This window comes from Mesorhizobium sp. M7A.F.Ca.US.007.01.2.1, from assembly GCF_003998165.1.
Classification (GTDB): domain Bacteria; phylum Pseudomonadota; class Alphaproteobacteria; order Rhizobiales; family Rhizobiaceae; genus Mesorhizobium; species Mesorhizobium ciceri.
Genome location: NZ_RZQP01000187.1, coordinates 1 through 12,498, shown reverse-complemented (window position 1 = coordinate 12,498; position 12,498 = coordinate 1). Strand labels below are relative to the sequence as shown.

Annotated in this window: 12 protein-coding genes and 1 pseudogene; 6 read left to right on the top strand and 7 right to left on the bottom strand. The window is 62.4% G+C overall.

What is annotated here, in order from left to right; all coding sequences use genetic code 11:
- The 4 genes and pseudogenes from EN949_RS26170 to EN949_RS26155 form a co-directional block, all read right to left on the bottom strand.
- Positions 1–341, bottom strand: a pseudogene (locus EN949_RS26170) (c-type cytochrome); the annotation flags it as partial.
- Positions 342–350: 9 nt separating this feature from the next.
- The gene (locus EN949_RS26165) at positions 351–791 is read right to left on the bottom strand and encodes a cytochrome c (protein WP_013532666.1); all 441 of its coding nucleotides are present in this window, start codon (positions 789–791) and stop codon (positions 351–353) included.
- Positions 792–947: 156 nt separating this feature from the next.
- The gene (locus EN949_RS26160) at positions 948–1,547 is read right to left on the bottom strand and encodes a superoxide dismutase (protein WP_013532667.1); all 600 of its coding nucleotides are present in this window, start codon (positions 1,545–1,547) and stop codon (positions 948–950) included.
- A 106-nt stretch (positions 1,548–1,653) separates the two neighbouring features.
- On the bottom strand, positions 1,654–2,532 hold the full coding sequence (locus EN949_RS26155) for a branched-chain amino acid aminotransferase (protein WP_024505546.1): 879 nt from the start codon (positions 2,530–2,532) through the stop codon (positions 1,654–1,656).
- 157 nt (positions 2,533–2,689) lie between these two features.
- Here EN949_RS26155 and EN949_RS26150 point away from each other — a divergent pair, with 157 nt between their 5' ends.
- Both EN949_RS26150 and EN949_RS26145 read left to right on the top strand, forming a co-directional pair.
- Positions 2,690–3,352 carry a haloacid dehalogenase type II gene (locus EN949_RS26150; RefSeq protein WP_024505547.1) on the top strand — a complete coding sequence of 221 codons (663 nt, stop codon included), beginning with the start codon at positions 2,690–2,692 and terminating at the stop codon, positions 3,350–3,352.
- Between the two features lie 170 nt (positions 3,353–3,522).
- Positions 3,523–4,347 (top strand): L,D-transpeptidase, encoded by an 825-nt coding sequence (locus tag EN949_RS26145; RefSeq protein ID WP_013532670.1) that lies wholly within the window; start codon positions 3,523–3,525, stop codon positions 4,345–4,347.
- 32 nt (positions 4,348–4,379) lie between these two features.
- On the opposite strand, the gene EN949_RS26140 is transcribed toward EN949_RS26145, so the two are convergent.
- The gene (locus tag EN949_RS26140) at positions 4,380–5,927 is read right to left on the bottom strand and encodes a helicase HerA-like C-terminal domain-containing protein (protein WP_013532671.1); all 1,548 of its coding nucleotides are present in this window, start codon (positions 5,925–5,927) and stop codon (positions 4,380–4,382) included.
- 310 nt (positions 5,928–6,237) lie between these two features.
- Here EN949_RS26140 and EN949_RS26135 point away from each other — a divergent pair, with 310 nt between their 5' ends.
- The 3 genes from EN949_RS26135 to EN949_RS26125 all read left to right on the top strand — a co-directional run bounded on the left by EN949_RS26135 (position 6,238) and on the right by EN949_RS26125 (position 10,084).
- Complete coding sequence (locus EN949_RS26135; RefSeq protein WP_013532672.1) at positions 6,238–7,680, top strand: methylmalonyl-CoA mutase subunit beta; 1,443 nt, start codon at positions 6,238–6,240, stop codon at positions 7,678–7,680.
- A complete protein-coding gene (gene scpA / locus EN949_RS26130) occupies positions 7,677–9,800 on the top strand; it encodes a methylmalonyl-CoA mutase (protein WP_013532673.1) in 2,124 nt (707 codons plus the stop codon). Before EN949_RS26135 ends, scpA begins: the two co-directional genes overlap by 4 nt.
- Before the next feature lie 131 nt (positions 9,801–9,931).
- On the top strand, positions 9,932–10,084 hold the full coding sequence (locus tag EN949_RS26125; RefSeq protein WP_244514279.1) for a hypothetical protein: 153 nt from the start codon (positions 9,932–9,934) through the stop codon (positions 10,082–10,084).
- Positions 10,085–10,116: 32 nt separating this feature from the next.
- Here EN949_RS26125 and greA read toward each other — a convergent pair whose 3' ends face one another.
- Positions 10,117–10,590 carry a transcription elongation factor GreA gene (gene greA, locus EN949_RS26120; protein ID WP_013532674.1) on the bottom strand — a complete coding sequence of 158 codons (474 nt, stop codon included), beginning with the start codon at positions 10,588–10,590 and terminating at the stop codon, positions 10,117–10,119.
- Positions 10,591–10,711: 121 nt separating this feature from the next.
- Here greA and EN949_RS26115 point away from each other — a divergent pair, with 121 nt between their 5' ends.
- Complete coding sequence (locus EN949_RS26115; RefSeq protein WP_127366669.1) at positions 10,712–12,088, top strand: TIGR03808 family TAT-translocated repetitive protein; 1,377 nt, start codon at positions 10,712–10,714, stop codon at positions 12,086–12,088.
- Here the strand turns inward: EN949_RS26115 and EN949_RS26110 are convergent.
- A partial coding sequence (locus tag EN949_RS26110) for an asparaginase (protein ID WP_206534967.1) occupies positions 12,081–12,498 on the bottom strand: 418 nt, incomplete at its 5' end. The two genes, EN949_RS26115 and EN949_RS26110, sit on opposite strands and share 8 nt — an antisense overlap.

Below are 12,498 nucleotides of genomic sequence, written 5' to 3'. Positions count from 1 at the left end.
CCCTTCAGCATGGCATTGGCGAGGTCCTCGACCGACCATGCGCCGATGCCGTCCTTAGCGTCTTGCGAAATGTTGGGCGGCACGAAGGTTCCGAACGGCGTCTTGAGCTCGAGACCGCCCACGAGTTGAAGCCGCGCATCGCCCTGTGAGCCCGGCTTTGCATGGCAGGATGTACAACCGCCGGCATAAAAAATGCGCTTGCCCCTGGCTGCGTCGCCAGGACCGAGCTTGGCCAGGGTCTCCCTGTCGAGCCTCACCGGCGCCGACCCGACCCACCCGGCAACCGCGCCGACGCCGCCGAGGATGACGATGGCGCCGACGAGTTTCTTTAGCCAGGGCATCGCCCGCTATCAGCCTTTTTTCACCCGGTAGGTCTGGTGGCAGGTGCCGCAATCGGAGCCGATGGCGCCGAATTGCGCCTTCAACGCATCGACGTCGGCAGGAGCGGCAGCGGCCGCGGCCTTGACGTCGGCGACATATTTGGCGTTGGTGGCCTTGAAGCCGGCCATGTCTTCCCAGATCTTCGGCGACGCAGTGGTATCGCCGCCTGTGTCGCTGCCCGCCGGAAACAGCGCGTCGACGTCGACTTTCTCGGCATTCGCATGCAGCGCCTGCAGCGCCGTCAGCACCGCGGCGGCATCAAACGGCTCCTCGCCCTTGACCACTTTCGACAGGCCGCCGACGATCTTTCCACGTTCCTTCATCAGTGCCTGCCGGTCGAGGATCGGGTCGGCAAAGGCCGCCGAAGCCGCGAGTGCGAGCATAGAGATGGCGATAACAAGCTTTCTCATTCAATTGGCTCCATGATGAAGGCATTTCGGGACAGGACGTCAACGGATGTTACAGAGGGAAAATTCCCTTCCCCCTGATGATTTTTGCCGGACCTTTGCTCTTGCGGGACGCAGAAAAGAAAAGCCCCGGGTGATACCGGGGCTTCTGGAAATCGATCACTTCGCCTTTTCGTACAATTCCAGGACATGGTCCCAGTTGATCAGGCTGTCGACGAACGCCTCGAGATATTTCGGCCGGGCGTTGCGGTAGTCGATGTAGTAGGAGTGCTCCCAGACATCGACGCCGAGGATCGGCGACGCGCCATGGACGAGCGGGTTTTCGCCGTTCGGTGTCTTGGAGATCGCCAGCTTGCCATCCTTGACCGAGACCCAGGCCCAGCCGGAGCCGAACTGTGTCGTGCCAGCGGCAATGAAGTCGGCCTTGAACTTGTCGTAGCCGCCGAGATCGCTATCGACTGCCTTCTGCAAGGCGCCCGGCAGCTTGTTGCCGCCGCCGCCTTTCTTCATCCACTTCCAGAAATGGATGTGGTTGTAATGCTGGGCGGCATTGTTGAAGAGGCCGGCATTCTTGCCGAACGACTGCTTGACCACCTCTTCGACCGACAGATCGCCCAAGCCGGCCTCGGCGGCGAGTTTGTTGCCGTTATCGACATACGCCTTGTGGTGCTTGTCGTGGTGATATTCCAGCGTCTCTTTCGACATGTAAGGCTGCAAGGCCTCATAGTCGTAAGGCAGAGCGGGCAATTCAAAGGCCATGGATAGTACTCCCTCGTGGAAAAATCCGGTGTCGATACCGGAGTAAGATAGGTCTGGAATGGGTTGGGACAACTCCGGATGAAGCGTCGATCGCCTTTTTATCCGCTCAAACAGCAGAAGTCGAATGCGCCCAATCCCAATAGAGTTCGCGCGCTTTTTTGGCCACCGGCCCGGGTTGCAGATTGCGATCCTCGATGCGCGTGATCGGCACCACCTTGGAATGGTTCCCGGTCGAAAAAATTTCGTCTGCTTCGAGGAAATCGCGCACCGACAGCGTCTTTTCCGTGGTCCTGAAGCCATATTCGCCGAGCAGCGCTATCGTGCGCGAGCGGGTGATGCCGGACAGGAAGGTGCCGTTCGGCGCAGGCGTAAAGACGTGGCCGTCCTTGACCAGGAAGATGTTCGAGGTTCCGGTCTCGGCGACGTTGCCCAGCATATCGAGCACCATTGCGTTGTCGAAGCCGCGCATCTTGGCTTCGAGAATGGCCCTACCGTTGTTGGGGTAAAGGCAGCCGGCCTTGGCGTTGGTCGGCATGGTTTCAATGGTCGGACGCCGGAACGGCGACACGGTCACCGAAAAGCCAGTCGCCGGAATCATCGGTGATTCATAGAGGCAAAGGCAAAAGCGCGTCGAGGCGGGATCGGCCGGCACGCCCATATAGCCGCCATGCTCGGCCCAGTACATCGGCCTGATATAGACCGCCGTCTTGCCGTCGAACTTCTTCAACCCATCCCATGTCAGCCCGACGATCTTGTCGGCGCTCATGTTCGGCTTCAGGCCGAGCGCAATCGCCGAGGAATTCACCCTGGCTGCGTGGAAGTCGAGATCCGGCGCCACGCCTTCGAACCAGCGGCCGCCGTCAAAGACGCTGGTGCCGAGCCACATGGCGTGGCTGCGCGGCCCCAGAATGGCGACGTTGCCTTCGTGCCAATCACCGTCGACGAAAGTCCATGTCGTGGATTGCGCCGCAGCCGCCAGTGTCATCGTGTCGTCCCATCTCAATCGGTCTCGTGTGACAGCCATTGGAAGATGCTTTGGCGGGCGCCGTCAACCGGCATCATGGAGTTTTGTTGAGGCCAGTGCCGGGGCGCAATGCAATCAAAGCTTGCACCTTGTCGCGCCTGCCCTCAAAACTGCTGTCATGCAATACGCCGCCTATGTCTTCGACGCCTATGGCACGCTTTTCGACGTGCATGCCGCCGTGCGCCGTCATGCCGACCGGATCGGGCCGGACGGCCAATTGCTGTCCGAGATCTGGCGCGCCAAACAGCTCGAATATTCCTGGGTGCGCACGCTGATGGGCGCCTATGCCGATTTCTGGCAACTGACCGAACAGGCGCTCGATTTCGCCTTGCGCAAGGTTCCCTCGGCCGACCCCGGTCTCAAGGCGATATTGCTGGATGCCTATTGGCGGCTCGATTGCTATCCGGAAGTGCCGGCCGTGCTCAAGGCGCTCAAGGCTTCGGGAGCGAGGCTGGCGATCCTGTCCAACGGCTCGCCCGAAATGCTGCAGGCGGCGGTCAAATCCGCCGCGCTCGACCAGGTTCTGGACGATATCTATTCCGTCGATACGGTGCGGCGCTTCAAGACCGATCCCGCGGTCTACGACATGGTCGCCACCGGCTGGCGCCTCTACCCCGGCGCGGTTTCCTTCCAGTCGTCCAATCGCTGGGACATTGCAGGCGCCACCAAATTCGGCTTTCGCACGGTGTGGATCAACCGCTCCAACCAGCCCGAAGAATACCGGGACTTCCCACCGGCCCTGATCCTGCCGTCGCTCGAAGCCCTTGTGCCCGGCAGCTAAGAGACCTGTGTCTCTGGCGCCACAGTAGCAGCCTGGTCACAGCTTCGCCTTTGTTTGCCCACGTTCGGGCCAGAATCGGAACCGCCTATCGCCCCAGGTGTTGTCAGGCACCCGCGTAAGTGTCGGCGAATTCACGCTTTGTTGCGATTTGAGACTTAAAGAAGGCAACCATGTCCATAACCGAAATCGAATCTTTTCGCCTGAGCCGTCGCGGCTTTCTCAATGCCGCAGCCCTGGGCGCCGCTTCGATCGCGGTTTCCGCATGCGCCACCACCGGGCCGGGTCCGGTCGAGCCGCCGCCACCAACCTATGTCGAGCCGCCTCTGGCGGACTATGTGACGATGTATGCAGCAGTCAGCGACGGCGGCTTCGATTTGCCGGCCATCCCAGTCGACAAGATCGATCCGCAATTCCTGCGTCAGATCGTTCCCGACCCGACGGGACAGAAGCCGGGAACCATAGTCGTCGATACGACCGGCCACTTCCTTTATCTGGTTCGTCCAGGCGGTCAGGCGATACGCTACGGTGTCGGCCTTGGCCGCGCCGGCTTCGAATGGTCCGGCGACGCCGTCGTTCAGTGGAAGCAGAAATGGCCAAAATGGACGCCGCCGGACGAAATGATAGCCCGCCAGCCGGAACTGAAACCCTACAGCGCCGACAATGGCGGCATGCCCGGCGGCCTGAAGAATCCGCTCGGTGCACGCGCGCTCTATCTGTTCCAGGGCAATGTCGACACGCTCTACCGTCTGCACGGCTCGCCGGAGTGGCGCTCGATCGGCAAGTCGGTGTCGTCAGGCTGCGTGCGTCTGATGAACCAGGACATTATCGACCTCTATGATCGCGTGCCCTCGAAGACGCCGGTCATCGTGACCAGCGATGCCAGCCAACCCATGGTGGCGACGGCCAACCGACAGGCGATCCCGATCGATGCCGGCGTGCCGGACGGTTCGGTGCTGCTTGGACCGGTCAAGGCGATCACGAATTCGATTTTCTGAGCTGACTAGGCAGCGGCGCCCGCTGCCTCCAGTCACCGCCCGCGCGACAAGCTCCCCAGAATGCCGCGCACGATTGCCCGACCGACCGAGGAGCCGACCGAGCGCACCACCGACTTGATCGCCGCCTCTGCGACCGTCTGGCGGTTGGACGGGCGCGGTGCAGATGTGCGCCTGCCACCGGATTGCGGCGCGGGATCGTCATTGCCGAAGCCCGGAATGGTCCAGCGCGAGCCGCCGCTGCCGGCCTGCTGGGCCTGCTCTTCGGCATCCTGCGCGTCCTTGGCCTTTTTCTGCAGCATTTCGAAAGCCGATTCGCGATCGACGGCCTGATCGTACTGGCCGGCGACCGGGCTTTCCTGGATCAGCTTTTGCCGCTCAGCGGCCGTTATGGGCCCAAGCCGCGAGGATGGCGGGCGGATCAGTGTCCGCTGCACCATGGACGGAACACCCTTGGCTTCCAACGTCGAGACCAGCGCCTCGCCAGTGGCAAGCTGTGTAATGGCGGTCATGCAGTCGAAATCGGGATTTGGCCGGAACGTTTCGGCCGCCGTCCGGACTGCCTGCTGCTCGCGCGGTGTATAGGCGCGCAGCGCGTGCTGGACGCGATTGCCGAGCTGGGCCAGGACTTTTTCAGGGATATCCAAAGGGTTCTGGGTGACGAAATAGACGCCGACGCCTTTCGAGCGGATCAGTCGGACGACCTGTTCGACGCGATCGATGAGCACCTTGGGTGCTTCGTCGAACAGAAGATGGGCCTCGTCGAAGAAGAACACCAGCTTCGGCTTGTCGGGGTCGCCGACTTCCGGCAGCACCTCGAACAGCTCCGACATCAGCCATAGCAGGAAGGTCGCGTAGAGCCGCGGATTCATCATCAGCTTGTCGGCGGCAAGCACGCTGATGGCGCCGCGTCCGTCGCGGGTGGTGCGCATGATATCGGCGATACGCAGTGCCGGTTCGCCGAAGAAGTTTGCGGCCCCCTGCTGTTCGAGGACCAGCAGCGTGCGCTGGATAGCCCCGACCGATGGCTTCGTCACGTTGCCATAGCGCGAGCCGATCTCGTCGGCGCGCTCGGCGATGTTGGCGAGCAGCGCCTGCAGATCCTTCATGTCGAGCAGCAGCAAGCCTTCCTCGTCCGCCAGGCGGAAGGCGATGTTCATGATGCCTTCCTGCGCCTCGGTCAGATTCATCAGGCGCGACAGCAACAACGGCCCCATTTCCGAGACCGTGGCGCGGATCGGATGACCCTGCTCGCCGAACAAGTCCCAGAAGATAACGGGAAATTCCTGGAAGTCATACGGATCGAGCTTGACCTGTTCGGCCCGCTTGACGAGGAAATCCTGTGCCGTGCCCATCATCGCGATGCCCGACAGATCACCCTTGATGTCCGCGCAGAACACCGGCACGCCGGCGTTGGAAAATCCTTCGGCCAGGATCTGCAAGGTGACGGTCTTGCCGGTGCCGGTGGCGCCGGTCACCAGGCCGTGACGATTCCCATATCGCAGCAACAACTGCTCGGCACGCTGATAGCTGTCGTCGGGCTTTCGGCTGGCGCCGATGAAAATACTGGTCTCGTCAGCCATATGTCCGGTCTCCGCAAACTGATGTGTCTAAAGCCAGTGGCCTTGCCGCAGGTATAGTGAGGCCATTGCACAGCGACAATGCCATTCGTCCAAATCCGGGCCATTCGCCCAAATCGGCCCCATTCGTTCAGATCGGGTTTTTGGAGCTTGCGGATTTTGCCGCTGTTTGGCAATCGTCGTCCACGCGGACTGACCTATATCTGATGGATCGAATCCGGTCTCTGAAAGCGCATTGCATTGCGATATCGGACCGGGGACCGTAGACTGAACCGCTCCCGGCTGGTGCGGCCGCATGAAACGAGGAGGACGGATGGGCGCCGGAGCCTTGATCCAGGACGTGGAACCCGAGAACGCCGAGCGTCAGCGATGGCTCGCCTTGGCGGAAAAGGCATTGGCAGGCGCTTCCTTCGAGGAAAAGCTGGTCTCGCACAGCGATGACAACATCCGTATCGAACCGCTCTACGACCGCAGCACCGCGGCGGAACCGATCGTGCGTACAAACCCGAAATCGCCATGGATCGTCAGCCAGCGCATCGACGATCCGGACATCGACCGTGCCAGAAGCCAAGCGCTGGAGGATGTTGCACAGGGTGCCACGGGATTGTCGCTGGTCTTCGAAGGGGCGCCCAACGCGTTCGGCTACGGCTTGCCGAGAACGGCGGAGGCGCTGGAGGCGGTGCTGGACGGCATACCGCTCAACCGCATCCAGGTTCGCATCGACGCCCATCCCTGGAGCCGCGCCGTGGCCGACTGGCTGGTCGCGTTCCTGAGCAAGCGGCGATCGGACCCGGCAAAGCTCAACCTCTCCTTCGGCATCGATCCAGCGGCGATCTTCGCGGGAACCGGTCGGCTGCGCATGTCGATCGAGGCGCTGCAGGCCTCTATGCCACAGTCGCTGGCGCACTTCTTCGCGATGGGCGTTCCGGGCGTGCTGCTGGAAGCTGACGGGCGCGTGTTCCACAATGCCGGCGCCACGGAAGCGCAGGAACTTGGCATCATGCTGGCTTCGGCTGTCTCCTATCTCAGAATGTTCGAGACGGCGCGGCAGCCGCTTGTCTATGCCGCACCCCATATCGGTTTTGCGCTCAGCGTCGACCAGGACCAGTTGCTGTCGACGGCCAAGATGCGAGCACTGCGCAGGCTATGGGCGCGGGTGCAGGAGGCTTGTTCGATCCCGACATCCACCGCCAATATCCATGCCGAGACGTCGTTTCGCATGATGACGGCGATGGATCCGGAGACCAACATCCTGCGCACCACCATTGCATGCTTTGCCGCGGCGTGCGGCGGCGCCGATTCGATCTCCATCCTGCCGCACACGATCGCGCATGGTCTGCCGGCGGGTTTTGCCCGTCGTGTTGCCCGCAACACGCAGCTGATCATGGCCAATGAAAGCCATATCGATCATGTCACCGATCCCGCCTATGGTTCCGGCGCCGTCGAGGCGTTGACCGCGGAGTTGTGCGAGTTGGCGTGGACGGAATTGCAGACGATCGAAGCCGAGGGCGGTGTCCTGTCCAGCCTTCAGGACGGACGCATCCAGAAGCGCGTCCACGCAGCTGCGGAGCAGCGCAATGCAGCCTACCGCACAGGCCAACGGGCCATCATCGGCACCACGCTCTATCCATCGAAAGACGAACGTCCGGTCGAGACGCTGGCGGCGGAACGGCGGCCGGCCTTCACCGAAGGCGTTGCCGTCTGCGAGGCGCTGTTTCCAGTCCGCATCGACCAATCGATCGGAGCCGGCTCTTGATCCCGGACTTCGGCCAGATCGGCTGGGTCCCGCCACGCCGCGCTCCCGTCGAGGTCAAAGGCCAGCGGACCACGCCGGAAGGGCTCGTCGCCAAGCATCTGTACAATCAAAGCGACCTCAAGGGGTTGCCGCATCTCGACACCTATCCCGGCCTGCCGCCCTTCGTGCGCGGCCCCTACCCGACCATGTATGTCCAGCAGCCCTGGACCATCCGGCAATATGCCGGCTTCTCGACGGCCGAAGAATCCAATGCATTTTACCGACGCAACCTTGCCGCCGGCCAGAAGGGCCTGTCGGTCGCCTTCGATCTCGCCACGCATCGCGGCTATGACAGCGATCATCCGCGCGTTGCCGGCGATGTCGGCATGGCTGGCGTCGCCATCGATTCCATTCTCGACATGCGGCAGCTCTTCGACGGCATTCCGCTCGGCGAGATGACGGTATCGATGACGATGAACGGCGCGGTGCTGCCGATCATGGCGCTCTACATTGTCGCGGCGGAAGAACAGGGCGTTGCGCAGAAAGATCTCGCCGGCACCATTCAGAACGACATTCTGAAAGAGTTCATGGTCCGCAACACCTACATCTATCCGCCGAAACCCTCGATGCGGATCGTGTCGGACATCTTCTCGTACACATCGAAGAACATGCCGAAGTTCAATTCGATATCGATCTCCGGCTATCACATGCAGGAGGCCGGCGCGACGGCCGACCTTGAACTCGCCTATACGATCGCCGATGGCATCGAGTATGCCCGCGCCGGCGTCGCGGCGGGCCTCGACATTGACCGCTTTGCGCCGCGCCTGTCCTTCTTCTGGGCCATCGGCATGAATTTCTTCATGGAAGTCGCCAAGCTGCGGGCCGCGCGCCTGTTGTGGGCGACCCTGATGCAGAAGAATTTTTCGCCCAAGGACGAGCGCTCGTTGTCGCTGCGCACCCATTGCCAGACTTCTGGCTGGTCGCTGACGGCGCAGGATCCCTACAACAACATTGTCCGCACCATGATCGAGGCAATGGCTGCAACGCAGGGCCACACCCAATCGCTGCACACCAATTCCTTCGACGAGGCGATGGCGCTGCCGACCGACCATTCGGCGCGGATCGCCCGCAACACCCAGCTCATCCTGCAAAAGGAATCCGGCACCACGCGCATCATCGACCCGTGGGGCGGTTCGGCCTATCTTGAACGGCTGACGCATGATCTGGCGGCGCGCGCGCTTGCCCATATCGAGGAGGTCGAGGCGCTCGGCGGCATGGCGGCGGCGACCGAACAGGGCATTCCCAAGCTGCGCATCGAGGAAGCTGCCGCGCGCACGCAGGCGCGGATCGATTCCGGCGAGCAGATGCTGGTCGGCGTCAACGCCCATCGGCCCGAGACCGACATCGAGGTCGACGTGCTGAAGATCGACAATGCCGAGGTCAGGGCCCGGCAATTGTCGAAGCTGCAACGGCTGAAGGGCACGCGCGACGTCGCCGCCGTCGAAAGCGCACTCGATGCGCTGACCCGTGCCGCGCAAGGCAATGAAAACCTGCTGGAATTCGCCATCCGAGCCGCGCGCGCCAATGCAACGGTCGGCGAGATTTCATTCGCGTTGGAAAGGGCGTTTGGGCGCCACGTCGCTACGGTGCAGACCATTTCCGGCATCTATCGCAAGGCGCTTGGCGATCATCCCGTGGTCGACGGGCTGCAGGACAAGCTTGACGCCTTCGAGAAGAAGACCGGCGGCAAGCCGCGCATTCTCGTCGCCAAGATGGGCCAGGACGGCCACGACCGTGGCCAGAAGGTCATCGCTACGGCCTTCGCCGATCTCGGCTTCGACGTCACCGTCGGCGCGATGTTCCAGACACCGGATGAGATCGCCAGGCTGGCGGTCGCACAGGACGTCCACATCGTCGGCGCCTCGTCGCTGGCGGCGGGACATCTGACGCTGATCCCCGAACTGCGCGACGCGCTGAAGAAGCTCGGTCGCGGCGACATGCTGATCGTGGCCGGCGGCGTCATCCCACCGCAGGACTATGACGCGGTGCGGCAAGCCGGCGCTGCCGAGATCTTCCCGCCGGGCACAGTCATTCCAGAGGCAGCGGATCGCCTGCTGGACCGGCTGCTGGCCACGGACTAGGACTGCTGCATCTCTGAAAAGGTTGTGCTAGACTGACACTGCAACCAAGGTGCGGTAACCGTGAAGACGACCATCCACAAGCTCGACGACGGATCAGATGCCCTGATCTTGCCACGGGAATGCTGGACAGCTTGAATCTGCAATCGGGCGATCAGCTCCAGATCATCGAAACTGATCACGGCATCATTTTAAGACCGGTGGCCGACAGGTTCGAACGGCAGATGAAGGCCGCGCGCGAGGTCATGGACAAATATCGGGTCGGGCTTCAGAAACTCGCCAAATGACGCGCCAATCAGTGCGGCGGATTTGAGACGTCCTAGCTCTCGGAGAGCTTGACGATTTCCCATTCCTTGCCGTTGACGCTGGCCAAGTCGCCGATCTTCTTGCCGAACAGGGCGACAGCCATTGGCGAAACATGCGAAATGCTGCCCTTGGTGGGATCAGCCTCGTCCTCGCCGACGATCTTCCAATGCACCTTCTTGCCGTCATCGCTCTCGATCGTGACGCCCATGCCGAAGCGCACAACGTCACTGCCCGGCTCCGGCACCGAGAGTTCGGCGCTTTCGCGCCGGGCGGTCCAGTAACGCAGATCGCGCGACACGACCGCTATGCGCTCGCGGTCGGCTTTGCGTTCGGCCTTCGCCAGTATGTCGCGCAGATCGGCCAGATTTTCCTCGATCTGCGCCAGGCCGCGTTCCGTCACCAGATTGCGATGCTGGCTGACCGGCCGCTCACCGACACCGGCGATGGCATTTTCGCTGTCTTCCTCGCGGGTGAAAGCTCTGCTCATTTCCTGAACTTAGGCCCGCAGAGGCTGCTCGACAAGCCATTGTCGTTTCCGTCCAGAGGAGAGGCAAACCGTCTGGCACGATTCCTGCGACGCCAAGGTTGAACGCTGGGATTCTGTGCCGATGTTGAACAGACGAACGCTGCTGACTGGAACCGCCGGCTTTGCCGTCATGGGCCTTGCGCTCGGCAAGGCGGTAGCCGCAAGCTTGAGCGGCATCGAGAAAGCCTCGATGCGCGGCTCGATCAATGCCACCGAACTCGGCGTGCAGCCCGGCACATCAGACGATCAGAGCAAGGCCTTCGCCAAACTGCTGCGTGACGCAAACAGCCGCGACATGCCGGTGTTCCTGCCGCCCGGCACCTATGTCGTCTCCAATCTTTCGCTGCCCGGCCGCGTACGTCTTTCCGGCGTGCCGGGCGCGACGCGCATCGTTTACGGCGGTGACGGCCACCTGTTCATGGCCGAACAGGCCGACCATATCGAACTTAGCGGACTGGTCTTCGATGGTGCGAACCGCGCGATGGGCGATTACACGCAAGGGCTGCTCGATCTGCGCCGTGTCGCGCACCTCGCCATCGACAATTGCCAGATCACCGGCAGCGGCAAGAACGGGCTGGCGCTGGAACACGCGATCGGCCGGATCGAGCGCTGTGAGATATCGGGCGCCGCCGATGCCGGCATCTATTCGGTCGAAGCCGGCGGGCTGGCCATCACGGGCAACACCGTTTCCGACTGCGCCAATGGCGGCATCCTCGTACACCGCTGGCAGGTGGCCGAAGACGGCACCATGGTCACCGGCAACCGCGTCCAAGGGATCCAGGCACGCAGCGGCGGAACCGGGCAGAACGGCAACGGCATCAATGCCTTTCGCGCCGGCAATGTCGTCATCTCGGGCAACATCGTCTCGGACTGCGTCTTCTCGGCCATCCGCGCCAACAGCGCCAGCAACCTGCAGATATCGGGCAACACCTGCTCGCGCTCTGGCGAAACGGCGATCTATTCCGAGTTCTCGTTCGAAGGCGCCATCATCAGCAACAACATCGTCGACGGCGCCGCCAACGGCATCTCGATCGTCAATTTCAACGAAGGCGGCCGCATGGGCGTCTGTTCCGGCAACATCGTGCGCAATCTGTCGACCAGCGGCCCCTACCCCGCCGACTCGCCGGGATTTGGCGTCGGCATCGGCGTTGAGGCCGACACCACCGTTTCCAACAATGTCATCGAGAACGCGCCACTCTATGGCATGCAGATCGGCTGGGGCCCGTACCTGCGCAATGTCGTCGCCACCGGCAACATCATCCGCAAGGCAGGAACCGGGATCGTCGTATCCGTGGTCGAGGGCGCCGGTACGGCCGTCATTTCAGACAATGTCATCGACGGCGCGCTGAACGGTGCGGTTGTCGGCCAGCGCTGGGCGGAGCCCGCGACAGGCGATCTCGCCTCGTCAAACGGTAGCGGCTACGCGCATCTGACCGTCGAGCGCAATCACGTCACTTGAGAGTTGCCGTCGGCCTCAGCGCTCCGACTTTGGCACCGTTGCGATTTTCAATGGGCGCGTTTGCCAATTCGAGCAGCTTCGCCGCCAAGGCCTCGTCGGCACGCAACAGTTTGGCAAGGACGGCGGCAACCATGGCTTCGCCGGCGCGGCCGGCGCCATCATCGCATTTGAGTGCGATGCCGAGGCCAAGTTCCGGAATTGCGGCACAATGGACGCCTTCGGCGCCGCCCTTCGTGAAAATCCGCCCTGGTGCGGCCTCCATCAACGCGACGTCTTCGCGGCCGCTGCCGGAAACGAAGAAGGGCTCGGCCATGCAGGCGGAAAGCAGCCGCTTTGCAGCCTTGGCTCGCTCTGGGCCAAAACCTGATGTCGTGGCCATGCGGGCAAAGCCGAGCGCGAAGCTCCTGAGC